This is a genomic window from Roseateles sp. (genome assembly GCF_965229315.1).
In the GTDB taxonomy this organism is placed as follows: domain Bacteria; phylum Pseudomonadota; class Gammaproteobacteria; order Burkholderiales; family Burkholderiaceae_C; genus Pelomonas.
Genome location: NZ_CBDDJA010000002.1, coordinates 670137 through 691808, shown reverse-complemented (window position 1 = coordinate 691808; position 21672 = coordinate 670137). Strand labels below are relative to the sequence as shown.

Sequence of the window (21672 nt, the reverse complement as noted above, 5' to 3'; positions counted from 1 at the left end):
CGCTTGGCGGGACAGCGCGAAGCGCGAAGGGTGCCCCGATGAACCGCCGGCTCTTCTTCGGCGCGCTGCTGGCAGGCGCCTTCGTCGCGCTGGCGCTGCTGTCGCTGCTGTGGACGCCGCATCCACTGGACCACCTTGCCATCGCCGAGCGCCTGCGGCCGCCCGGCGCCGGCCACTGGCTGGGCACCGACCACCTGGGCCGCGACGTGCTGTCGCTGCTGATGCGCGGCGCGGCCACGTCGCTGGGCGTGGCCGCGCTGGCCGTCGGCCTGGGCGCGCTGGTCGGCGTGCCGCTGGGCCTGTGGGCCGCCGCGCGCGCGGGCTGGCTGGACGAGCTGCTGATGCGCGGCAACGACATCGTCTTCGCCTTCCCGCCGCTGCTGCTGGCCGTGCTGCTGACCACCGCGCTCGGGCCCGGTGCGGCCAGCGCCATCCTGGCGGTGGGCGTGTTCAACATCCCGGTGTTCGCCCGCGTCGCGCGCGGGCTGGCGCTGCCGCTGTGGCAGCGCGAGTTCGTGCTGGCCGCGCGCACCGCAGGCAAGGGCGATGGCCCCATCTCGCGCGAACACGTGCTGCCCAACCTGGCGGGCGGCCTGGTCGTGCAGCTCAGCCTGCAGCTGTCGCTCGCGCTGCTGGCCGAGACGGGCCTGTCCTACATCGGCCTGGGCACGCAGCCGCCACAGCCGAGCTGGGGCCGCATGCTGGCCGACGCGCAGACGCTGACCGCGCTGTCGCCCACGCTGGCCCTCTTCCCGGGCCTGGCCGTCGCGCTGGCCGTGCTGGCCTTCCACCTGCTGGCCGACGGCCTGCGCGAGCGGCTGGACCCGCAGGGAGCCGCGCGATGAGCCCGATGCTGACGCTGGTGGACCTGCACGTCGAGCTGGGCGGCCAGCCGCGCCTGCACGGGCTCAACCTCGAACTGCGTGCCGGCGAGGTGCTGGGCCTGGTGGGCGAATCGGGTTCGGGCAAGTCGCTGACGGCGCTGGCCATCGCTGGCCTGCTGCCGGCCGGCGCGCGCACGCGGGGCCAGGTGCTGCTGGGCGGCGAGGACCTGCTCACACTGCCCGAGGCGCAGATGGACGCGCGCCGCGGCGCCGCGCTGGGCCTGGTGTTCCAGGAGCCGATGAACGCGCTGAACCCGCTGATGACGCTGGGCGAGCAGGTCGCCGAGGTCTTCTTTCTCCATTCAGGGCCGCACCGCCCGCTGTCGCGCCGCGACGCGGCGGCCGAGGCAGAATCAGCGCTGGCCCGCGTGGGGCTGGGCGGCATGGCGGGACGGCATCCGCATGAACTCTCCGGCGGCCAGCGCCAGCGTGGCGTCATCGCCATCGCGATGGCCTTGCGGCCCCGGTTGCTGATCGCCGACGAGCCGACGACGGCGCTGGACGTGCGCACGCAGGCGCAGGTGCTCGCGCTGCTGCGCGAGCTGGTGCGCGAGCAGGGCAGCAGCCTGCTGCTCATCAGCCACGACCTGCCGCAGGTGGCCGGCGTGGCCGACCACATCGCCGTGCTGCGCCAGGGCCGCCTCGTCGAGCAGGGGCCGGCACTGGCGCTGCTGCGCGAGCCCAGGCAGGCGGAGACGGCAGCGCTGATCGCCGCCTCCGCGTTAACCCCACGGCCGGCGGTGGCCGCGGTGTCGCCAGAGGCGCCGCTGCTGGCGGCCGACGGCCTGGTGCGCGAGTACCGCAGCGGTGGCGGCTGGTGGGGCCGGCCGGTGGTGAAGCGGGTGCTCGACGGCGTGTCGCTGCACGTGGCGCCGGGCGAGCGCGTCGGGCTGGTGGGGGAGTCCGGCTGCGGCAAGAGCACGCTGCTGCGCGCGCTGCTGGCGCTGGAGCCGCTGCAGGCGGGCGAGGTGACGCTGCAGGGCCGGCGCTTCACGGGCGCGGAGCGGGCGCTGCGACGGCAACTGCAGATCGTCTTCCAGGACCCGGCCGGCAGCCTGGACCCGCGCTGGCGGGCCTGGGAGCTGGTGGCCGAACCGCTGGCGCTGCTGGAGGCGGTGCCTGATCGTGCGGCACAGCGGCAACTGGCGTGCGAGTGGCTGGATCGGGTGGGTTTGGGCGCTGAAGCTGCGGAGCGGTTTGCGCATCAGTTCTCCGGCGGGCAGCGGCAGCGGCTGGCGATCGCGCGGGCGCTGATCCTGCAGCCGGCGTTGCTGGTGCTGGACGAGGCGGTGTCGGCGCTGGACGTGGGCGTGCGGGCCCAGGTGCTGGCGCTGGTCGACGGGCTGTGCCGCGAGCGCGGCACGGCGCTGCTGTTCGTCACGCACGACCTGGGCGTGGTGCGGGCGGCGACGGACCGGCTGTATGTGATGCAGGCCGGGCGGATCGTGGAGAGCGGCGCGACGGTCGAAGTGTTCGAGCGGCCGCGGGAGGCGTACACGAAGGAACTGCTGGCGGCGACGCCGAGTCTTGAGGCCGTCCTGTCGCCCCGGTAGCTTGATGGCGAATGCCATGCCGGGATTTGCCTCGACGCGAACGGCGTTCGGGCTTGGCTGTTGCGGTCTTTGGCTGCTCGGGGCCTCCCCTTCTAAACCGCCGAGAAGCGCAGAACGGTGAGGCGCGCTCGAAGAGCGCTTCGACGACTGACTCTGCGCAGTTGTTTGAGCACAGCGTAGCGGCGCGAGTTCTGCGCAGGCCTCGCCGTTCGAGCATCGCAGGGCACCCCGCAGGGGCGGTTTTGCAGGGGAGAGCTTTTTGCCTACTTTTTGGCGGCGCAAAAAGTAGGTCGGCCGCCGGGACGAAATCCCGGCTGGGCGTGGCCAAAAAGCAGGTCACCGGTCATCAACCGCGAGCCGCCTCAAACACCGCCCTCGCAATCGCCCTGGCCAGACAGTCCGCCGCCGCCGACCCCAACCGCCCCAGCTCAACCGCCCTCGACTCCCCAAGCGCGACCGCCCCGGAAGCCAAGGCAAACACCGTGTCGCCATCAAACGGCGTGTGCGCCGGCCGCACCGCTCGCGCGATGCCGTCCTGCGCCATCATGGCCAGCCGCTTGCACTCCGCCGTCGTCAGGTCGGCATTGCAGGCCACCACCGCCAGCGTCGTGTTCGCGCCCGCCTGCAGGCGCCCCAGCCCGGCCAGCCGCGACGCGTCCGGCAGCGGATCGACAACAGCCGCATGACCCACCGGTCGGGCGCCACCGAATTCACCATCGATCTCGAACGGCCACGCCCAGAACGTGATGCCGTCCGGCATGTAGACCGAACCGATGGGATTGGCCGCCACCAGCGCGCCGACGACCAGCCCGCCGCCCAGGTCCAGCGACGCCGAACCGATGCCACCCGGCAGGTGGCCCGCCATCGCACCACGCCCCGCGCCCACGCGGCCCAACGCGAACTCGCGTGAAGCCGTGGCCACTGCCTCCAGCCCCCAGCGGCGGTATGGCGGCTCCAGGCCCCAGGCCTTGTCGCCGCCGTTGCCCAGGTCATGCAGCACGGCACCCGGCACGACCGGAATGGCGGGCGAGCCGGGCTTGAGGGTCAGGCCTTGCCCCAGGGCCGACAACGCGGCGACGACGCCGTCCGCCACCGCGAGGCCGAACACCGAGCCACCGGCGAACGCAATCGCGTGCGCCTTGCCGACCAGGTTCTCGGGCGCCAACGCCTCGGTCTCGCGCGTGCCCGGGCCGCCGCCGCGCACGTCCACCGCCGCGGCCCAGAAGCCGTCGGTGCGCAGCACGGTGGCACCGGAGCACACCGCCTCGTCGGTGACGTGGCCGACCGTGAGGCCGGGCACGTCGGTGATGAGGTTCAGCGGGCCGGGGCGCAGGGCAAGGGTCATGGCGAAGCAGGCAGGCGGGCCACGAAGGTGGCGACATCGGCCGCCGAACGCTGCGGGATCTCGCGCTGCGGCAGGTGGCCGACGCCAGCGTAGACGATGAGCTGCGACCCGGCGATCGCCTCGGCGAAGCGGCGCCCGTGCTCCAGCGGCAGCAGCGGGTCGAGTTCGCCCCACAGCACCAGCGTCGGCAGGTGCAGCCCGGCCAGCCGCTCGGCGGTGGCCGGCGCCTGCGCGCCCGGCGCGGCGGACATCAGGATGGGCCGGTGGCCGGGATAGCGCTGGTACAGCGCCCAGCGGTCCACCAGTTCGTCGGTGATGAGCGACTTGTCGCCCACCTGCGCGGTGAGGCCCTGGCGGATCAGCGGGCGGTTGTCGATGCGTTCGAGCAGCGCGCGGCCCCAGGGGTGGGCCAGGATGCGGAAGGCCAGCGACGGCGTGGCCGCCGGCATGGGCCAGCCGGCCGCGTCCACCAGCACCAGGCCGCGCAGCGTCTGCGGCGCCAGCAGCCCGAGCTGCCAGGCGACGCCGCCGCCCATGGAGTTGCCGGCCAGCACGTAGGGCGGCAGCTTGATGGCCTCGGCAAAGCGCACCACCAGCCGCGCCAGCGCCTCGCGGTCCAGCACAGTGCCCGCGGGCGCGGCGGTGAGGCCGTGGCCGGGCAGGTCCAGGCTGATGACGCGGTGGCCGGCCTTCAGCGCGCCGGCCCAGCCTTCCCAGGTCGCATGCGAGTCGCCATAGCCGTGCAGCAGGACCAGCACGGGCGCGCCGGCCGGGCCTTCGTCGCGGTAGTGCAGGCGCAGGCCGCCGCCCAGGTCCAGGTAGCGATCCGCGGGCGTCGCCCAGCGGGCCTCCAGGCGGGCGGCGGGCAGGTCGGGGGCGCGCAGCCACAGGAAGGCGGCGAGCGCCGCGGCAACGAGGATCAGCAGCAGGGTCAGCACGGTGAGCGCGAGAAACTTGAGCGACAAGGCGGGCTCCGGGTCGAGAACGAAACCCGCGAGGCTAGGCGCTGCGCAGTGTGGCGCCAAACGCGCAATCCGAGGCTGCTTCCTCGCTGCGCGACGCAGGCGGCGTCAACCGGCGTTGCCGATCAGTTGCAGGATGCGCGCGCGGTCAAAGCCGATGACGCGCTGGCCGCGCACCACCAGCGTGGGCGTGCCCAGCGCGCCGAGTGCCTGGTAGTCCGCCAGGCACTGCGCGTCACGCTCGATCTCGCACTCCGTGAACGGCACGCGCTGCTCGGTCATCCAGCGCCGGGCGGCGAGGCAGTAGGGGCAGGTCTCGGACGACATCATGCGGATGTCGCCCGGCTGCACGCGCTGCGCCAGCCGCTCGCCGTCCTGGGCGGCCACATGGCCGCGCCAGGCCGTGGAGGCCAGCCAGACGACGGCGACGAGCGCGAGCAGGGACCACGGCGGCCGTTTCATGGCCCGATGCTAGGGCTTGTTCAATACACCTCGGGCACGATGATGTTCTCGGGCACAGGGTGGCGGATGTAGTCCTCGCGGCGCTGGCGTGCGGGCAGCTCGATGTCGGCGTGCGGCACGTCCTGGTAGGGCATCTGGCCCAGCAGGTGGCTGATGCAGTTCAGCCGCGCGCGCTTCTTGTCGTCGGCCTTGACGACCCACCAGGGCGACTCGGCAATGTGCGTGCGCTCCAGCATCACCTCCTTGGCCTTGGTGTACTCCTCCCAGCGGCGGCGCGACTCCAGGTCCATGGGGCTGAGCTTCCACTGCTTGAGCGGGTCGTGGATGCGGCCCAGGAAGCGGATGCGCTGCTCGTCGTCGCTGATGGAGAACCAGTACTTGATGAGCTGGATGCCCGAGCGCACCAGCATGCGCTCGAACTCGGGCGCGGAGCGGAAGAACTCCTCGTACTGCTCGTCGGTGCAGAAGCCCATCACGCGCTCGACGCCGGCGCGGTTGTACCAGCTGCGGTCGAACAGCACGATCTCGCCGGCCGCAGGCAGGTGCGAGACGTAGCGCTGGAAGTACCACTGCGTGCGCTCGCGGTCGTTGGGCGCCGGCAGCGCGGCCACGCGGCACACGCGCGGGTTCAGACGCTGCGTGATGCGCTTGATGACGCCGCCCTTGCCCGCCGCGTCGCGGCCCTCGAACAGGATGACGACCTTGTGGCCCGTGTGCTGCACCCAGTCCTGCAGCTTGACGAGTTCGCTCTGCAGCCGGAACAGCTCGCGGAAGTAGCGCTTGCGCTCGCTGGCCGAGTCCGGCGACCCGGCCGATGCGTTGCCGGCCAAGTCGCCGTGGTGGCGGTCGTCCAGCTCGAGTTCCAGCTCTTCGTCGAAGTCGTCCTGCAGGTCGCGGTGGATGCGCTTCACCAGTTCGTCGTCGCTCGGGTTCACGGGGGCTCCTGGCCGCAATGGCGGCTGTGCCCGCCACGCTAGCGGTCGCATGTGGCCGCAACATGACAAACCCTGGGTTGACGAGTTCGTTTACGAGCGTAATCATTCGGTATCGTTTACAGGCGTAATCATGAATCGACCCGACACCGCCCCGCCCGCGATCAGCGAAGCCGAGGCCCTGGTCATGCAGCAGCTCTGGGAGCGCGCCCCGCAGGCTGCCGACGAGATCGCCGCGGCGCTCGGCCCCCGGCAGGGCTGGCAGCTCGCCACCGTGAAGACGCTGCTGAACCGGCTGCTGCAAAAGGGCGCGCTGACGGCCGAGCGCGATGGCCGGCGCTTCCTGTACGCCCCGGCGTTCCCGCGCGAGGCCTGGGCGTCGGGCGAGAGCCTGTCGCTGATCGACCGGCTGTTCGGCGGTCGGCTCGCGCCGCTGGTGGCGCAGTTCGCGTCGGAGCGCGAACTCAAGCCCGCAGACATCGAAGCGCTGCGCGCCATGCTGGCGCGCTACGAAGACAAGACCTGACGCCAGGCACCAAGGAGGCCAGCCAATGAACCCCATCCTGTCGACCCTGATGTCGCAGACACTGGCCGTCACCGCCGCGGTGCTGCTGGTGGCGCTGCTGCGCCGGCCGCTGGCCCGCGCCTTCGATGCGCGCGCCGCCTACCTGCTGTGGCTGTGCGTGCCCGTGGCGCTGGTCGTCGCGCCGATGCCGTCGCCGCTGCAACTCGGCGTGACGCCGCTGACCGTGCTCCAGGACTGGGCCGCACCTGCGAACGCCGCAGCAGCAGGCACGGCAAGACAGCCCGGCGCCGCGCAACCCCTGCCATGGACACAGATCGTCATCGCCACCTGGGCGGCCGGCGCGTTGCTGCTGGCGCTCGCGCTGTTCGTGCAGCAGCGCCGCTTCGGCCGGCTGCTGCGCCCCGCGCCCGGCTGGACGCACTGGCAACTGCCGGCCGGCGCGAGCGCCTGCGTGGTGGGCATCTGGCCGCCACGCCTGGCGCTGCCGGCCGATTTCTCGGCGCGCTTCAACGCCGAAGAACGCCAGCTGATCGTCGCGCACGAGGGCGTGCACCTGCGTCGCCGCGACAACCTGTGGAACCTGCTCGCCGGCTTGTGCTGCTGCCTGCAGTGGTTCAACCCGCTGTGCTGGTGGGCCTGGCGGCGCATGCGCGCCGACCAGGAACTGGCCTGCGACGCCGCGGTGTTGATCGAGCGCCACCCGGGCGCCGACCTGGCCTGCTACGCGCAGGCACTCGTGCGTTCGCACGACCAGGCCAACCGCGCGCTGCTGCCCACGCTGGCCAGCCCCCGGCGTTCGCGCAGCGGCCTGGTGGAGCGCGTCGCGCAGTTGCAGGCGCACGCCACGCGGCGCGGCAAGCCGCGACGTGATCGCACCATCATCGCCATGCTCGTGCTCGCGACGGCCGGCATGGTCTCGGCGACGGCTGCAGTCCAACCCGGCGCCAAGCCGTCGCCCGACGACTTCTCGGAAGCCGACGCATTGCCGGCAGACGTGGGCGACGTGGAGGCCCTCACGATGCTGAACTGGCGCCTGCAATCGCGCGAGGGTGACGCAGCGCCGCAGAACCACACCGGCAAGTTGCTGCTGAGACCAGGCCGCTCGCCCGGCGGCATGCAGTCCCGCTACGTCGAGAAAAGCCCCGACGGCCCGCTGTGGTGCTTCGAAACGGTGGGCACGCGATTCGAGGACGGCAGCTGGCGCTTCAGCGGACGGCTGATGGACGGCCAGTGCAAGGTCTTCCTCGCCGATCCGCAGAACTTCCCGGCCGACGGCATGCCGCACACGTTCAACGCACGCCTGCCGGACGGCAAGCCTCTCTCGGTGGACATCTCGGGGCGCCGCTTCGCCCTGCCCGCGACCATGGCCTGGGTGGACGTCAACCTCGACCACAACCTCAACATCAAGACGGCTCCCGTCCTCTGGCTGATGGGGCCGCTCGGCGAACGCATGCGCATGCAGGCCCGCCCGCCGACCGGCGAGCCGGGCGAACCGCTGGCCATGGAACTCATCATGACCGACGAAGGCGGAGGCCGCGCCCGCGTCAAGAGCCGGCTGCTGCTGGGCGAGCCCGAACGTCTGCTCGCCGAACCGCAGGTCGTGACGCGCTGGAACGAGCCCGCCACCATCCGCTGGCAGGACCCCGCCAGCGGCCAGCGCGTCGAGGTGACATTCACACCGCACCGCAACGCCGCCAAGCCATGAGCGACGCCGTCCTTGCGCTGCTGCTGCGCCAATCCCTGCTGTTGTGCGCTGCCATCGTGATGCTCAGCGCACTGAGACCGCTGCTGCTGAAGCGGCTGGGCGCGGGCGCCACCTATGCGGCCTGGCTGCTCGTACCGGCGCTGCTGCTCACGCCTGAGCTGCCGCGGCCGGCGCAGGAGCCGCTTCTCGTGGTGCTGCAAGCCACGACCGGCACGGCCCGTGTCGCTGCACTGCCCACACTGCCCGCGCCACCGCGCAGCCAGGCGACGGCATGGCTGGCGTTGTGGCTGGCCGGCACAGCCGGCGCCGCGGCGTTGCACGCGCGTCGGCAATGGCGGCTCACGCGGCTGGGCGAACGGCTACCAGCCGGCAGCAGCCCGGCGCTCGTGGGGCTGCTTCGGCCGCGCGTGGTGCTGCCCGTCGACTTCGAGCAGCGCTTCACACCCGCCGAACGCCAGCTGATCCTGGCGCACGAACAGGTGCACCGCGACCGCCTCGACAACCTCTGGAACCTGCTGGCCTGCGCACTGACCGCGCTGCACTGGTGGAACCCGCTGGCCTGGTGGGCGCAACGACGCTTCCGCGCCGACCAGGAGCTGGCCTGTGACGCCGCCGTGCTGGCCACCCGGCCCGGCGCACAGGCCGCCTACACCCGCGCGCTGCTGGCCGCGCATGGCCTCACCGCCCATGCCGCGCCACTCGCCAGCCGCTGGGGCACGACCCACCCCCTCGTTGAAAGGATTGCGATGCTGAACCATCCCACCCCGTTGACACGACGCCGCGCTGTCCTGATGGCCCTGACCATGGGCGGCGCCGTCGGCCTGACCTATGCCGCGCAGACAGCCCCGGCGCCGGATGCAACGGCTGGACCGCTGATCCGCCTGGCGGGCTCGTTGATCTTCCAGGAGGGCAACCAGGTTCGCCGCAGTACGCTGAACGTGGTGGCCAGGAACGGCGAACCCGTGCGCATGGTCATCGGCGGTGCACAGACGACGGCGCCCGCCGTCAGCGTCAGCATCGTGCCCAAGGCACTCGACGAGAAGAACCTGCAGCTCGAGATGAGCTTCGAAGGTCTGCCGGAGGACGTCAAGGCGAACCGCCCGCGCATGGTCGCCAACTGGGGCTTTCCGTCGACGTTCGAGAGCATCGACGCCAAGGGGGTGCGCCGCCTGTCGGTGTTCGTCGTCGGCACGCAGGTGGCCGAGCGCCCCTGACCAGGGGTCGGAGGGCGGGCACGGACGGCGACCTTTACAGTCCCGCCCTTTCTCCATTTGCCCGCCCCTGATCCCATGAGCCTCGCCGACCTCCGCGCGGCCCTGAACGCCGAGCTGTCGGCCACGCCCGAGTACCACGACTTCAAGGTGCAGCACACCGAGCGCGACGGCACGCTGTGGCGGGTGACGCTGGAGGCCGGCTATGTGTTCGCCGAAGGCCAGCGGCCGGGTGCGGCGTCCGCGCAGGCGCTGCTGGACGACAGCCTCGATGGCGCCGCCGCCTGGTGGGGCGCGCCCACCAAAGGCGGCGCCAGCGTGCTGGCCGTGCTGACGGAGGACGACCAACTGGTGCTGCAGAACGCCAGCGCCCCGCCGCCGCCGGCCGGGCACCTGATCCGGCTGTACCCGACGCGCTTCCTGAATGCGGTCGCCGATGCCTGGTGGGACACCGCCTGGGCCGAACGGGCGCTGGCCTGCCTGCCCGACCTCTCGCAGCCGCGACCGCTGCACGGCGGCGTGGCGCTGACAGGCGAGCCCTTCCGCTGGCTGCGCGCGGCCCAGCGCGCGGCGCTGGCGCTGACGGGCTTCAGCAGCGGCTTCCTGTGGGGCCCGCCGGGCACCGGCAAGACGACCACGCTGGGCGTGCTGCTGGCCGAGTACCTGGACCGCCACCCGCAGGCGCGCGTGCTGCTGCTGTCCACCACCAACCAGGCCGTGGACCAGGCCACGCTGGCAGTGGACAAGGCCTTGCACAAGGGCCGGCGCGAGCCTCTGCGCGCCAGCGTGCAGCGGCTGGGCGCGCGCTTCGACGCGGCGGCCTATGCGGGCCGGGAGCACCTGATCCCGACGCAGGACCGCGAGCTGATCGCGCGGCTGGCCCGCGCCGAGGCGGCACGGCCGTCACCGCGCGACGCCACCGCGCTGAAGGCCTGGGCCGACCGCGTCGCGGCCTTGCGCGACGAGCTGCGCCGCGCCTCGCTGCAGGTGCTGCAGCGCTGCCGCCTGGCCAGCATGACCACCACGCGCGCGGCCTTCACGCTGAAAGCCCTGCGCGAGCTTCAACCCGACGGCGAGCCGCCCTTCGACCTGCTGGTGTTCGACGAGGCCAGCCAGGTCAGCCTGGCCCACGCGCTGGTGCTGATGCCGCTGGGCCGCGCGCGGCTGTTCGCGGGCGACCCGCAGCAGCTGTCGCCCGTGCTGCGCAGCGACGACCGGCTGGCGCGGCGCTGGCTGGGCCGCTCGGCGTTTGCGGAGATGCCGCGCGGCGGAGCAGCCGTCGCGCTGCTGGACGAGCAGTCGCGCATGGCGCCGCCCATTGGCGAGCTGGTCAGCCAGCTCTTCTACGACGGCGCACTGCGCGTGGCGGCCGATGCCGCGCAGTCAGCTGGCTGGCAGGCCGCGCGGCAACGCGCGCTGGGCGACATCGCGGCCGACGTGCATGTGCACGTCCACCGGCTGAAGACCGATGGCGGCTGGGTGGCGGCCGAACGCGGGCCGGTGCGGCGCGAGTCGGCCGAGGCGATGGCCGAGCTGCTGGCGCAGGCGCTGGCCAGCGGCGCCTGGCAGCCCGAGGAGCTGATCGTGCTGACGCCGTTCCGCGCGCAGCGGGCGCTGATCCGCCAGCGGCTGCGCGCCCGCGGCCTGCCGGAGTCGCTGCGCGTCAGCACCGTGCACCGCGCGCAGGGCAGCGAGGCGCCGGTGGTGCTGTTCGACCCGGCGGACGGCGCCCAGCCCTTCCTGCAGGGCGAGGAAGCGCAGCGCTTGCTCAACGTCGCGCTGAGCCGGGCGCAGGCCAAGCTGGTGCTGTTCATCTCGCCCGCCGATGCGGCCGGCGCGCTGCTGGCGCCACTGGTGCAGCGGCTGCGGCTGGCGGGTGACACGCGCGAGGCCGAGCCGCTGCTGGCGCTGGCGCGCGAGCCGGGCTTTCCGGCCAACGCGCTGGGGCGGCGAGTCAGCGCCGGGCGGCACGTGGGCGAGGTGGTGCGCCTCAGCCCAGACGGGCGTCAGTTCTGGCTGGTCAACGCGCGCACGGGCGCGGAGCAGTTGATCGACACCGAGTTCTGGCGCCAGCGGGCCCGGGGCGCCGCTTGAGCCGGATCAGACCGCCGCGGTGACGACGATCTCGACCTTCCACTCCGGCCGTGCCAGCCCGGCGATGACGGTCGCGCGCGGCGGCGTGTGGCCGCTGGACACCCACGCGTCCCAGGCGGCATTCATGCCGGGGAAGTCGGCGCGGTCGGCGAGGAAGATCTGCGCCATCAGGAGGCGCGACTTGTCGGTACCGGCACGCGCCAGCAGCCGGTCGATGGCGGCCAGCACCTGGGCGGTCTGGCCGGTGATGTCCAGGCTCGCGTCCTCGGGCACCTGGCCGGCGAGGTAGGCGACGCCGTTGTAGACGGCCATCTCCGAGAGGCGGGCGCCGATGTCGAAGCGTTCGACGGGGAGGGACGAGCTCATGATTTCTTCCGGTTCCGGGTGGGTTTGACGTGCGCTGCGGCGCCGGCCTTCTGGCCGAGCCTGCTTTCGGTGCCGGCCATCAGCTTCTTGATGTTGGCCTGGTGGCGCCAGACGAGCAGCAGGGCCATGATGATCAGGGCCAGCGCGGTGGGGCCGGCTTCCCAGATGAGCAACTGATACATCGGCGCGAACGCAGCCGCGACGATGGCCGCCAGCGACGAGTAGCGGCTGAACCAGGCCACGATGGCCCAGGTCGCCAGTGTCGCCACCCCCAGGATGGGATTGAGCGCGAAGATGACGCCGGCCGCCGTGGCCACGCCCTTGCCGCCCTGGAACCTGAAGAAGACCGGCCACAGGTGGCCGAGGAAGGCCGCCAGCCCGACCAGCGCGGCCGTGCCTTCGCCCAGGCCCCAGCGCGGGCCCCAGACCAGCACCGTCAGCACCGGCAGGTAGCCCTTGAGCGCGTCGAACACCAGCGTCAGGATGGCCGCGGCCTTGTTGCCGGAGCGCAGCACGTTGGTGGCGCCGGGGTTGCCCGAGCCGTAGGAGCGCGGGTCCGACAGGCCCATGGCGCGGCTGACAATGACGGCGAAGGACAGCGAGCCGATCAGGTAGCCGGCGATGGCGGCAAGAAGAGGAAACAGAGAATCCATGCCCGGCATTGTCGTGCCGGTGTGGGCGCGCTCGGCCTCAGGGCTTGTCCCGCCCCACGAGCCTGGGCAGCACCGCCAGCACGGCCAGCGCCATCAGCGTGCTGAGCAGCGCCGTCGTCTCGCGGCCCATGCCGCAGGCCACGCCGATGGCAGCCGTCATCCAGATGCCGGCGGCCGTTGTCAGGCCTTGCACGTCTTCCTCGGAGCGGTGCTTGATGATGGCGCCCGCGCCAAGGAAACCCACGCCCGCGACGATGCCCTGCAGCACGCGGCTGAGGTCGGGCAGCGCCATGCCACCCAGCTGCGGCACCAGCACGAACAGCGCCGCGCCCATGGACACCAGCATGTGCGTGCGCATGCCCGCGGCCTTGCCCTTGCGTTCGCGCTCGTAGCCCAGCAGGCCGCCCAGCAGCGCGGCCAGCAGCAGGCGGATCACGATGCGCGTGGCGTGCTCCAGGTCGGTGGCGTCGGAGAACTCCGACTTCAGGGTTTCGGTGATGGTGGTCCACATGGGCGGTCTCCGGAGCAAGCGGCGCGCCTGCCTGCCGTCAGGCTGACAGTTCGTGCAGGTCAGTTCGCGCAGTTCACCGGCCGCGCCGACAGCAGGTCGGTCAGCACCTGCGGCACGATACCGACCAGGTAGCCGCGCCGGCCGCCATTGATGCAGATCTTCGGCAGTTCGAGGATGGTCGCCTCGACGAACACCGGCATCGCCTTGCGCACGCCGAAAGGCGACGTGCCGCCCACCTGGTAGCCGCTGTGCCGCTGCGCCACCTCGGGCTTGCAGGGCTCGACCTTCTTGCACGGGATCTGCCGTGCCAGCTCCTTCAGGCTGACGGTGCAGTCGCCATGCATCAGCACGATCAGCGGCTCGGCCTTCTCGTCCTGCATCACCAGCGTCTTCACGACGGCATGCTCGTCGACACCCAACTGCTTGGACGACTGCGACGTGCCGCCGTGCTCCACGTAGTCGTAGACATGCTCGGTGAAGGCGACGCCCGCGCGCTTGAGCATCTGCGTGGCGGGCGTTTCGCTGACGTGAGGGCTCTTCTTGCTCATCCAGACATTTTCAGCCCCTCGCCCGGTCCCGCGCCGCGGCGCGCGGCGAGGCCGGTCGGCTCCCCCGGGACGGCCCGGGCGCGATCACGGTTTGATTTTGTTTTACGTCAACAAATTATTGTTTTACAGTAAGTTTTTCTTGTTTCACCGCCGCCCATGCCCGACTCCTTCTCGCCGGACAGCCTCAAGCGCATCCGCCGCCTCGCCTTCGCCGTGCGGGCGCTGTGCCTGCTGGGGCTGCTGGTCATCGGCACCATGCCGTTCCTGTTCTGGGCGCAGCCGGACTGGGTGGCCCATGTGGTCCTGCAGCAATGGGCCATCCCCAAGATCCAGCTGGACCTCGTCTCCCGGCTGGGCGGCCTGGCGGGCTCGCTGCTGCCGGCGTCGGTCAGCGTGTATGCGCTGTGCCAGATGTGGTCGCTGTTCGGCTGCTTCGCGCAGGGCGAGCTGCTGGCGCACCAGCCGGCGGGCCACCTGCGCCGGCTGGGCGTGGCGCTCAGCGCGCTGGCGTTCGCGCAGCCGGTGGGGCGCACGCTGTCCATCCTGGCGCTGACCTGGGGCAACCCCAAGGGCGAACGCCAGCTGTGGGTGGGCCTGTCATCGGACCACTACCTGTCGCTGCTGTTCGGGCTGCTGCTGCTGGCGCTGGCCCAGGTGCTGAGCGAGGGCGCGCGGCTGGCCAAAGAGAACGCGGAGTTCGTATGACGCACGCACTCACACCGGAGCGCCGCTGATGCCCATCGTCGTGACGCTGGACGTCATGCTTGCGCGCCGCAAGATGCGGTCGCGCGAGCTGGCCGAGCGCGTGGGCATCACCGAGGCCAACCTGTCGCTGCTCAAGAGCGGCAAGGTGCGCGGCGTGCGCTTCGACACGCTGTCGCGCATCTGCGAAGTGTTGCAATGCCAGCCCGGTGAGCTGCTGGCCTGGGAGCCGGGCCCCGAACCCGAGGGCCGCGACGATGCGGGCTGACGACCGCTCAGGCGTGATGCAGCAGCGCGAAGCCCGCGCCCGACAGCGCGACGCCGGTGCCCGCGAAGATGGGCACCAGCAGCCCGCCCAGGCCCACCCAGGTGGCCGGCTGCACACGCCGCTGCGCGACCAGGTCGTAGCCCACCGCGAGGGCGATCAGCAGCAGCATGCCGGCCCCGGCGAACGCGGGCGCCATCACCACGCCCTGCCCCACCCAGGGCCAGAAGGCCACACGGGCAAAGGCCGGGCCGATGATGGACAGCGACGCGAACAGCAGCAGCCGCCGGTGCGCCGGCAGGCGGCGGCGCTGCGCCACGGCCAGCGCCACCAGCCCGACGAAGGACAGCAGGCTCATGTAGTTGGCCCAGACGAACATGTTCTCGGGGTCGCCCGCCGACTCGATCTGCAGCGCCACGCCGGTGTTGACCTGCAGGCCCGTGACCACCACGCCGGCCACCGCCACAACGGCCAGCCAGGCCAGCCGCGCATGCCAGGCGCGGCGGCCCGTCAGCGCCAGCCAGCCCTGCAGCGCGGCCAGCGCGAACCAGAACGTCAGCGCGGCCCCGTGCAGTTGCAGCGTCATGCTCAATGGCCTGGGAATGAACAGGCCGCGCAGATAGAACGTCCTCGCGAACCCCACGCCCACGATGGCCAGCAGCGCCAGATGCGCCAGGAAGAACACCTGGGTCTCTTTCGAACGCAAGCTCACATCGCCTCCTCGTGGATTGCCGCCCCTTCGGCGCCCGCGATGCTAGCCGGTGCGGGTTGCCAGCGCGAAGGAGCCGCCCATGTGGGCTGAGCGCCGCGCACCGTCCGCGCCGACCTGGCTGCTGATCCTCGCGCTTCACGCGGGCGCGCTGGCGCTGCTCGACACGCGGCGCCCGCGCTTTGACCTGCCCCGCGCGTGGAGCCAGGTGCGGCTGATTCCGGCCAGGCCCGCCTCCGTTGACGCGCCGCCGCCCGTCGCGGCGCCCCGCCCGCACCCGCCTGCGGTGCCAGACCTGCCGCGGACCGCCGCTGCGTCCGTCGACGCGCCCGCGCCGGCCGCCATCGACATGCCGCCGCCGGCGGTCATCGAACCGCTGCCGCCGCTGCAGCTCGCGCTGCCGGCCCCGGCGGCGCTGTCTGCCTCTGCCGCGCGCCAGCCCGCACTGGACGACCCGCGCGCCAACACGCACATCAGCCGCATCGGCGAACGGATCGCGAACGACCTCGGCGGCAACGGCCGCTGGCAGGAAGAGCGCATGGACGACTTCGTGCGCCTGCGCCGTGGCAACACCTGCATCAACCTCCACCGCAACCGCGGCGCCGTGCAGAACCCCTTCAACGAGAGCGTGGCGCCCACCCCCCAGGGCACCACGCCCGCCTACCGCTGCGAACGCCGCTGACCCGACTTCCACCCCATGCGACCTCTCCTGACCACGCTGCTGCTCGCGCTGCCGCTGCTCGCCACCACCGCCCAGGCACAGAACGCCGAGGAGCCCCAGAAGCTCCCCACCGTCACGACCGAACTCAAGCGCGACGGCAGCGCCCTGGCCTATGGCCGCATCAACGAGTTGCTGACCCAGTTCCGCAAGCACGGCGAGGGCGAGTTCCGCATGGACTTCCGCGTCGATGCCGACAAGGCCAAGGTCCCCCTGCCCGACATCCGCCTGGCCGTGCGCAGCGACGACGCCGACTATCCGCTCAAGCTCGACGCCGCCGGCCGCTTCGACCTGCCGGTGCTGCCCGAGGCCGAGGCCAGGACCGCCGACCTCGCCACCAACGTGCCCAAGGGCCGGATGGCCATCCGCGGCACCCTCGAGCTGACCGCCACTTCCGAGACGCTGGACATGGCACGGGTGCGCAAGGTCATCCGGGTGGCGCGCACGCTGCGCGAGGAACTGCTGCCCTGGTACCTGCGCTGGCTGTTCCCGCGCATCGAGGCCGTGCGCGTGTGCAGCGCCACGCCCACCTGGGAGCTGGAGTGGCGCGAGGACGGCCAGCTCCTCGGCCTGCCGCTGCCGCAGGCCACGGGCGAACGCGACCCGGAGACGAAGAAGGGCGAGAAAAGCCGCCCCTGCACGCTGCTGACCGGCCAGGAGCGCTGGCCCGACGCCGCCCGCCTCATCGCCCCGCCCGGCAGCAAGCTCAGCGTGAAGCTGCAAGGCCAATGAGGCAACGCTGGCTGGCGCGAGCGCTCGTCGCGGGCCTGCACATCGGCCTGCTGGCGGCGTTCTGGCTGCACCGGCCGGCGCGCCTGGGCGAACACGGCGAGCAGCGGCTAACGACCATGCGGCTCATCGCGCCAGCACCGACCCGCGTGCCGCCCGCCGACGCGGCGGCGCGCAGCGAGCCGCCACGGCTGGCCCCGCCTGCGCTCATCGCACCGGCGCCCCTCGACATCCCCAGCGACTCCAGCGCGGCCACCGACGCCACGCCCGCACCCGGCGCGCTGCCACCCTCGCCCTCGCCCGCGCAGCCGAACGCGCCGCTGCGGCTGACGCTGCCCCCCGGCTACGCGGCGTCCGCGGCGGCCCGCAACCCGGCGCTCGGCGACCCGCGCAGCAACACCGCGCGGCGCACGCTGGAGGACCGCATCGCCGACGCGGCCGGCGTCACCGGCGAGTGGGTCGTGGAGCGCACCAGCGACCACCGCACGCTGATGCGGCGCGGCGACACGTGCATGGAGATGTTCCGCTCGCGCATCGCCGACACCGACCCCTTCAACAACAACGTCGCGCCGCGCACGGTGCCGATGTACGGCCAGCCCTACAAGTGCAAGTGAGCCCGGCGCGAACCGGACGGCGTCAGTACCAGGCGCTGGCTTCCACGCCCACCGTGCGCGGCGTGACGATGCCGGCCGCCGCGGGCGCGTTGGGCGTCAACGGCGCCAGCCCGCGGTCGGCCAGGAAGGTGAGGCCGCGCCGGTCGGCCAGGTTCTTCACGTAGGCCGACAGCCGCCACGTCGTGTTCTCGACCGCGGCACCGAGGTGGACGGTGGTGTAGCCCGGCACGGTGATCGGTGCCTTGCCGCCATAGTCGCTCAGCCGGCTGCCGATGCGGTTGACGGCGCCGTTGACGGACGCGGCCCAGCCGCCGCTCAGCGCGCAGCGGTAGTCGGCCCCCAGCGAGCCGGTGGCCCTGGGCACGAAAGGCAGCCGGTCGCCGCGGCGGCCCAGTGGCGTCTCGGCCACCGTGCCGGCGTTCAGCAGCACCCGCGTCGTGTCCTCGGTGAGCCTGGCGTCGGTGCGGCCCAGCGACGCGCGCAGGCCCAAGGCCGCGAGCGGGTGCCAGCCCAGCGTCGCCTCCAGCCCCTGGCTGCGCGCCCGGCCGCCGTTGACGAAGAAGTTGGCCCCCTGCGCGCTGGTCTGGATCTGGATGTCCTGCCACCGGGTGCGGAACACGGCGGCCTCGAACGACACCTTGCCGCCGGCGGCGACGGTCTTCCAGCCGGCCTCTGCGCTCGTCAGCGAGTCGGCGCCGACGACGGGCGGCCGGCCGGTCGTCGGCGGCGCCGCGCTCGGGCCGCCGGGGCGGTAGCCGCTGGCGGCGCGGGCGTAGATCGAATCGGTCGCCGTGGGCTTGAAGCGCGCGGTGAGCAGGTAGGTCGTCTTGCCGTGCGTGGCCGATTGCGCGAACACGACGTTGGGCGTGAACAGCAGGCCGCTGTAGGCCTGGTCGTAGTCCTGGCGGTCGCGGGCGTGGCGCACGCCGGCCTGCAGGTCCCAGTGCTCGGTCAGCGCATAGCTGGCGTTGGCGAACACCGAGGTCTCGTGGTACCGGGTGTCGATGCGGGCCTTGGCGGCGCCGTCGGGAAACGGCACGCCCGTGCCGGGGATGTTGACCGGCTTGGCCGCGCCGGTGGCCAGCGAGAAGGTGTCGAAACCGGGGATGCGGTTGGTGTCGTCCTCCTGCGTGTAGTACAGGCCCGCCTCCCAGTCGAGCCGGCCGACGGTGGACTGCACGCGCAACTCCTGCGACAGCCGGTGGGTGCGCGTGTTCTGCGCCAGGCCGACGCCGAAGTCCGGGTCCTTCAGCACCACGCCCAGCAGCACGCCGTAGGACATGGACATGTCCTGGTAGGCGCGCGAAGTCATGCGCTGCTGCGTGGTGGACGACACGACGTTGAAGTCACCCACCTGGCCTTTGACCGTCACATTGGCGAGGTCCAGCTCGGTGTCCCGCGCCTCCTGGATCAGCGCGCCATGGTGGTCGTCGCCGGCGGTGGGCTGCAGCGTCCTGCCATCCACGTCCACGGTGCTGGGGCCGCCGGCGCGCACCTGGTGCTGCAGCGCCGTCGCGCCGAGCGTCCAGCCGGGCGTGATGTGCCATGCATAGGCCACGCGGGCGCCGCGCACCGTGGCGCCGTTGACGTCGGCCTGGCCGGGCTTCACGTCGATGAAGCCGGCGTCCTTGCGCCGGTAGCCCGACACGCGCAGGCCCATGGTCTCGCTGGCGAACGGCAGGTTGGCCGAGGCGCGCAGCAGGCTGCCGGTGCCGCCATGCGCGACGCTGCTGGCACCGACCGTCAGGCGTCCGCCGGCCTTTAGCACGTCCGGCGCGGCCGTGACGAAGCGCACCAGGCCGCCCACGGCACCGGCGCCGAACATCGTGCCCTGCGGGCCCTTGAGCACCTCGATGCGAGACAGATCGGCGGGGTCCAGGTCGGGCGCCAGCTGGCTGCCCGCAGCATAGGCGTTGACGGAACCGACGGGGGCCTCGTCGATGTAGAGCGCCGTCGTGGGTGCGGACTGCGCCAGGCCCGTGGACAGGCCGCGCAGCACGATCTGCAGGTTGCCCTGGCCGGCGGTGCTGAACGACAGGCCGGGCACCTGGGCGGCGTAGTCCTCCAGCCGCGTGAGCCCGCCGCGCGACAGCCGCTCGGCGCCCAATGCCGTGACCGAACCCGGCACGTCCAGCGCAGCCTGCTCGCGTTTCTGCGCGGTGACGACGACCTTGTCCAGCATCTCGTTGCTCGCCGGCCCGGCCTCGTCGGCAGCCCAGGCGGGTGGCGCGGCGGCCGCCAGCGCGCACAGCAGGCGGGCAGCGTGCGCCGTCGGTGGTGAGGAGCCCATGACCTTCTCCCTGTCGACGCACTGTCAGCGTGATGAACAAGTTTGCTGCAGGCGCATTCAGGCCCGTAGGATAGGTCCAGACGTCCCACGCTGCCCGACAGGCCCATGACGAATCGCCCCGATCCGGTCCTCGTGCTCATCCATGGCGCCATGCTCAGCGGCGCGATGTGGGCACCGGTGCGCCGGCATCTGGACCCACGGCTGCAGGTGTTCGCGCCCGACCTGCCCGGCCACGGCACGCGGCGCGGCGAGCGCTTCACGCTGGACGGCGCGGTCCAGGCGGTCCTGCAGGCGGTGCACGCCGCCGCGCCGGCGCCGGTGCTGCTGGTGGGCGACTCGCTGGGCGGCTACACGGCGTTGGCCACCGCGGCCGCCATGCCGGCGCAGCGGCTGCTGGGCATCGTCGCCGGCGGCTGCACGGCCCGCATCGAGCAGTGGCCCACCGCGCTGCACTTCCGCACCAAGGTGCTTCTGTTCAAGCTGATGCTGGGCGTGTTCAGCGAGGCCCGCCTGGTCGGCAAGAGCGAGCCCAAGGTCCGCCGCATGCTGCTGGACGAAGGCAACGTGGCGCCGCAGGACGCCGATGCGGTGCTGGCGGGCGGCATGGGCTTTCGCGTCTTCGAGGATTGCGTGCGTGCGCTCTGGGGTGTGGACCACCTGGCGCGGCTGCAGGCCATCCGCCAGCCCGTGTGGCTGCTCAACGGCGACCAGGACCGCGTGATGCTGCGGCAGGAACCGCGCTTCCTGGCCGCGGGGCCGCACGTGCGCGGCCAGCGCTTCGACTGCGGGCATGGCGTGAGCCTGGTGCGCAGCCGCGAGTTCGCGGCGCTGGTGAATCGGGTGGCGGCTGGCAGCCTGCAGGCGTCCTTGCCGTAACGCTCGCAGAGCGCATCGCCCCCCTGCAGCGGCAGTGCGCTATCGTCAGCGGGCACCCGCGTCCACCGGCCTCACGATGACTCGCCCCCCTACGCCCGACCTGTCCCAAACCCTTGACGAACGCGAAGTGCCGACGCATGCACCCGCACTGCCGGCCGGCCTCGCTGCTCGCCTGACGGGCCACGACTGGCACCGCAATCTGGTCGGCGAAGCGGGGGCGAGCGTCTTTCGGCTGCAGTGCCCCGGCACACCCGACCTCTACCTGAAACACGGCCGCGGCACGGTCGCGCAGGACCTGGTCGACGAACTGGCCCGGCTGCGGTGGCTGGCGTCGGTCGATGCCCAGGGGTTGCCGAGCGTGCCGGCCGTTGAACACTTCGAATACAGCGGCGGTGACGCCTGGCTGCTCACCCGCGCGCTGCCGGGCCGCACCGCCTACCAATGGCTGACCGACGCACCGGACCGCAGCATCGGCATCGTGCGCGCCTTGGCTGCGGCGCTGCGGGCGTGGCATGCGCTGCCCGCGCCATCCTGCCCGTTCAACGCCGACCACCACCTGCGCCTGGCGCAGGCGCGACGGCGCCTGGACGCGGGCCTGGTGGACGCCGACGACTTCGACGCGGACCGCGCCGGCTGGACGCCTCAGGACGTCTGGAACGCCATGGCAGACCTGCTGCCCCTCAAGGCCGAGCGCGTCGTCACCCACGGCGACTTCTCGCTCGACAACCTGCTGCTCGATGAGCAGGGCCGGGTCACCGGCCTCATCGACCTGGGCCGGGTCGGCATTGCCGACCCCTACCAGGACCTCGCCGTGCTGTGGAACTGCCTGGCGGAGTTTGGCGAGGCCTTGCAGCAGGAGTTGTTCATCGCGTGCGGCCTTGCCAGGCCCGATGAGAACAGGCTCCATTTCCACCTGTACCTGGACGAATGCTTCTAGGCTGACGGCCGCGCTCACCGCGCGGCGCTCGCCGCACGCAGCTTCTCCGTGGGCCCGCTGGCTTGCGCGACGGCGTGACG

Annotated in this window: 23 protein-coding genes; 13 read left to right on the top strand and 10 right to left on the bottom strand. The window is 72.3% G+C overall.

Translation table 11 applies throughout. The annotated features are described in order from the left end of the window. The first annotated feature begins 38 nt into the window (after positions 1–38). Positions 39–845 (top strand): ABC transporter permease, encoded by an 807-nt coding sequence (locus tag ACO07H_RS07995; RefSeq protein WP_422012888.1) that lies wholly within the window; start codon positions 39–41, stop codon positions 843–845. Continuing rightward, a complete protein-coding gene (locus ACO07H_RS07990) occupies positions 842–2437 on the top strand; it encodes a dipeptide ABC transporter ATP-binding protein (protein ID WP_422012886.1) in 1596 nt (531 codons plus the stop codon). Before ACO07H_RS07995 ends, ACO07H_RS07990 begins: the two co-directional genes overlap by 4 nt. A 346-nt stretch (positions 2438–2783) precedes the next feature. Here the strand turns inward: ACO07H_RS07990 and ACO07H_RS07985 are convergent, their stop codons facing one another. From ACO07H_RS07985 to ppk2, 4 genes are all read right to left on the bottom strand, one after another. Further along, positions 2784–3782, bottom strand: a complete 999-nt coding sequence (locus tag ACO07H_RS07985) for a P1 family peptidase (protein ID WP_422012884.1) — start codon at positions 3780–3782, stop codon at positions 2784–2786. Then, the gene (locus ACO07H_RS07980; RefSeq protein WP_422012882.1) at positions 3779–4747 is read right to left on the bottom strand and encodes an alpha/beta fold hydrolase; all 969 of its coding nucleotides are present in this window, start codon (positions 4745–4747) and stop codon (positions 3779–3781) included. The genes ACO07H_RS07985 and ACO07H_RS07980 overlap by 4 nt, the downstream gene beginning before the upstream one ends. Positions 4748–4852: 105 nt before the next feature. Beyond that, on the bottom strand, positions 4853–5206 hold the full coding sequence (locus ACO07H_RS07975; RefSeq protein ID WP_422012880.1) for a glutaredoxin family protein: 354 nt from the start codon (positions 5204–5206) through the stop codon (positions 4853–4855). A 20-nt stretch (positions 5207–5226) separates the two neighbouring features. Beyond that, entirely contained in the window at positions 5227–6192 is a 966-nt protein-coding gene (gene ppk2 / locus ACO07H_RS07970) for a polyphosphate kinase 2 (protein WP_422012878.1), read from the bottom strand. A 79-nt stretch (positions 6193–6271) separates the two neighbouring features. Between ppk2 and ACO07H_RS07965 the strand changes: the two genes are divergently transcribed. The 4 genes from ACO07H_RS07965 to ACO07H_RS07950 all read left to right on the top strand — a co-directional run bounded on the left by ACO07H_RS07965 (position 6272) and on the right by ACO07H_RS07950 (position 11674). Next, positions 6272–6664: a BlaI/MecI/CopY family transcriptional regulator gene (locus ACO07H_RS07965; protein WP_422012876.1), complete on the top strand. Its 393-nt coding sequence runs from the start codon at positions 6272–6274 to the stop codon at positions 6662–6664. 25 nt (positions 6665–6689) lie between these two features. Then, positions 6690–8369: a M56 family metallopeptidase gene (locus tag ACO07H_RS07960; protein WP_422012874.1), complete on the top strand. Its 1680-nt coding sequence runs from the start codon at positions 6690–6692 to the stop codon at positions 8367–8369. Then, entirely contained in the window at positions 8366–9583 is a 1218-nt protein-coding gene (locus tag ACO07H_RS07955) for a M56 family metallopeptidase (protein ID WP_422012872.1), read from the top strand. Before ACO07H_RS07960 ends, ACO07H_RS07955 begins: the two co-directional genes overlap by 4 nt. 75 nt (positions 9584–9658) lie before the next feature. Then, complete coding sequence (locus tag ACO07H_RS07950) at positions 9659–11674, top strand: DEAD/DEAH box helicase (protein ID WP_422012870.1); 2016 nt, start codon at positions 9659–9661, stop codon at positions 11672–11674. 6 nt (positions 11675–11680) lie between these two features. Here ACO07H_RS07950 and ACO07H_RS07945 read toward each other — a convergent pair whose 3' ends face one another. Genes ACO07H_RS07945 through ybaK form a run of 4 tightly spaced genes read right to left on the bottom strand, consistent with a single transcriptional unit; the run spans position 11681 to position 13752 of the window. After that, a complete protein-coding gene (locus tag ACO07H_RS07945) occupies positions 11681–12040 on the bottom strand; it encodes a RidA family protein (RefSeq protein WP_422012868.1) in 360 nt (119 codons plus the stop codon). Continuing rightward, positions 12037–12693: a glycerol-3-phosphate 1-O-acyltransferase PlsY gene (gene plsY / locus ACO07H_RS07940; RefSeq protein WP_422012866.1), complete on the bottom strand. Its 657-nt coding sequence runs from the start codon at positions 12691–12693 to the stop codon at positions 12037–12039. The genes ACO07H_RS07945 and plsY overlap by 4 nt, the downstream gene beginning before the upstream one ends. Positions 12694–12730: 37 nt before the next feature. After that, positions 12731–13204, bottom strand: coding sequence for an MgtC/SapB family protein (locus tag ACO07H_RS07935; RefSeq protein ID WP_422012864.1), 474 nt, complete (start codon positions 13202–13204; stop codon positions 12731–12733). Between the two features lie 59 nt (positions 13205–13263). Next, positions 13264–13752: a Cys-tRNA(Pro) deacylase gene (gene ybaK / locus ACO07H_RS07930; protein ID WP_422012862.1), complete on the bottom strand. Its 489-nt coding sequence runs from the start codon at positions 13750–13752 to the stop codon at positions 13264–13266. A gap of 156 nt (positions 13753–13908) precedes the next feature. Between ybaK and ACO07H_RS07925 the strand changes: the two genes are divergently transcribed. Both ACO07H_RS07925 and ACO07H_RS07920 read left to right on the top strand, forming a co-directional pair. Continuing rightward, positions 13909–14457 carry a DUF2975 domain-containing protein gene (locus ACO07H_RS07925; RefSeq protein WP_422012860.1) on the top strand — a complete coding sequence of 183 codons (549 nt, stop codon included), beginning with the start codon at positions 13909–13911 and terminating at the stop codon, positions 14455–14457. Between the two features lie 28 nt (positions 14458–14485). After that, the gene (locus ACO07H_RS07920; protein WP_422012858.1) at positions 14486–14722 is read left to right on the top strand and encodes a helix-turn-helix domain-containing protein; all 237 of its coding nucleotides are present in this window, start codon (positions 14486–14488) and stop codon (positions 14720–14722) included. Between the two features lie 7 nt (positions 14723–14729). Here the strand turns inward: ACO07H_RS07920 and ACO07H_RS07915 are convergent, their stop codons facing one another. Next, positions 14730–15425 (bottom strand): hypothetical protein, encoded by a 696-nt coding sequence (locus ACO07H_RS07915; RefSeq protein ID WP_422012856.1) that lies wholly within the window; start codon positions 15423–15425, stop codon positions 14730–14732. Positions 15426–15510: 85 nt separating this feature from the next. On the opposite strand from ACO07H_RS07915, the gene ACO07H_RS07910 reads away from it, so the two are divergent. The 3 genes from ACO07H_RS07910 to ACO07H_RS07900 are packed head-to-tail and all read left to right on the top strand — an operon-like array spanning position 15511 to position 17489. Further along, complete coding sequence (locus ACO07H_RS07910) at positions 15511–16110, top strand: hypothetical protein (RefSeq protein ID WP_422012854.1); 600 nt, start codon at positions 15511–15513, stop codon at positions 16108–16110. Between the two features lie 15 nt (positions 16111–16125). Then, entirely contained in the window at positions 16126–16878 is a 753-nt protein-coding gene (locus ACO07H_RS07905; protein ID WP_422012852.1) for a hypothetical protein, read from the top strand. Next, positions 16875–17489, top strand: coding sequence for a hypothetical protein (locus tag ACO07H_RS07900; RefSeq protein WP_422012850.1), 615 nt, complete (start codon positions 16875–16877; stop codon positions 17487–17489). The genes ACO07H_RS07905 and ACO07H_RS07900 overlap by 4 nt, the downstream gene beginning before the upstream one ends. Positions 17490–17511: 22 nt before the next feature. On the opposite strand, the gene ACO07H_RS07895 is transcribed toward ACO07H_RS07900, so the two are convergent. Then, the gene (locus tag ACO07H_RS07895; RefSeq protein WP_422012848.1) at positions 17512–19779 is read right to left on the bottom strand and encodes a TonB-dependent receptor; all 2268 of its coding nucleotides are present in this window, start codon (positions 19777–19779) and stop codon (positions 17512–17514) included. A gap of 105 nt (positions 19780–19884) precedes the next feature. Here ACO07H_RS07895 and ACO07H_RS07890 point away from each other — a divergent pair, with 105 nt between their 5' ends. Both ACO07H_RS07890 and ACO07H_RS07885 read left to right on the top strand, forming a co-directional pair. After that, on the top strand, positions 19885–20655 hold the full coding sequence (locus ACO07H_RS07890) for an alpha/beta fold hydrolase (protein ID WP_422012846.1): 771 nt from the start codon (positions 19885–19887) through the stop codon (positions 20653–20655). A gap of 76 nt (positions 20656–20731) precedes the next feature. Continuing rightward, positions 20732–21592 (top strand): APH(3') family aminoglycoside O-phosphotransferase, encoded by an 861-nt coding sequence (locus tag ACO07H_RS07885; protein ID WP_422012844.1) that lies wholly within the window; start codon positions 20732–20734, stop codon positions 21590–21592. The last annotated feature ends 80 nt before the right edge of the window (positions 21593–21672 follow it).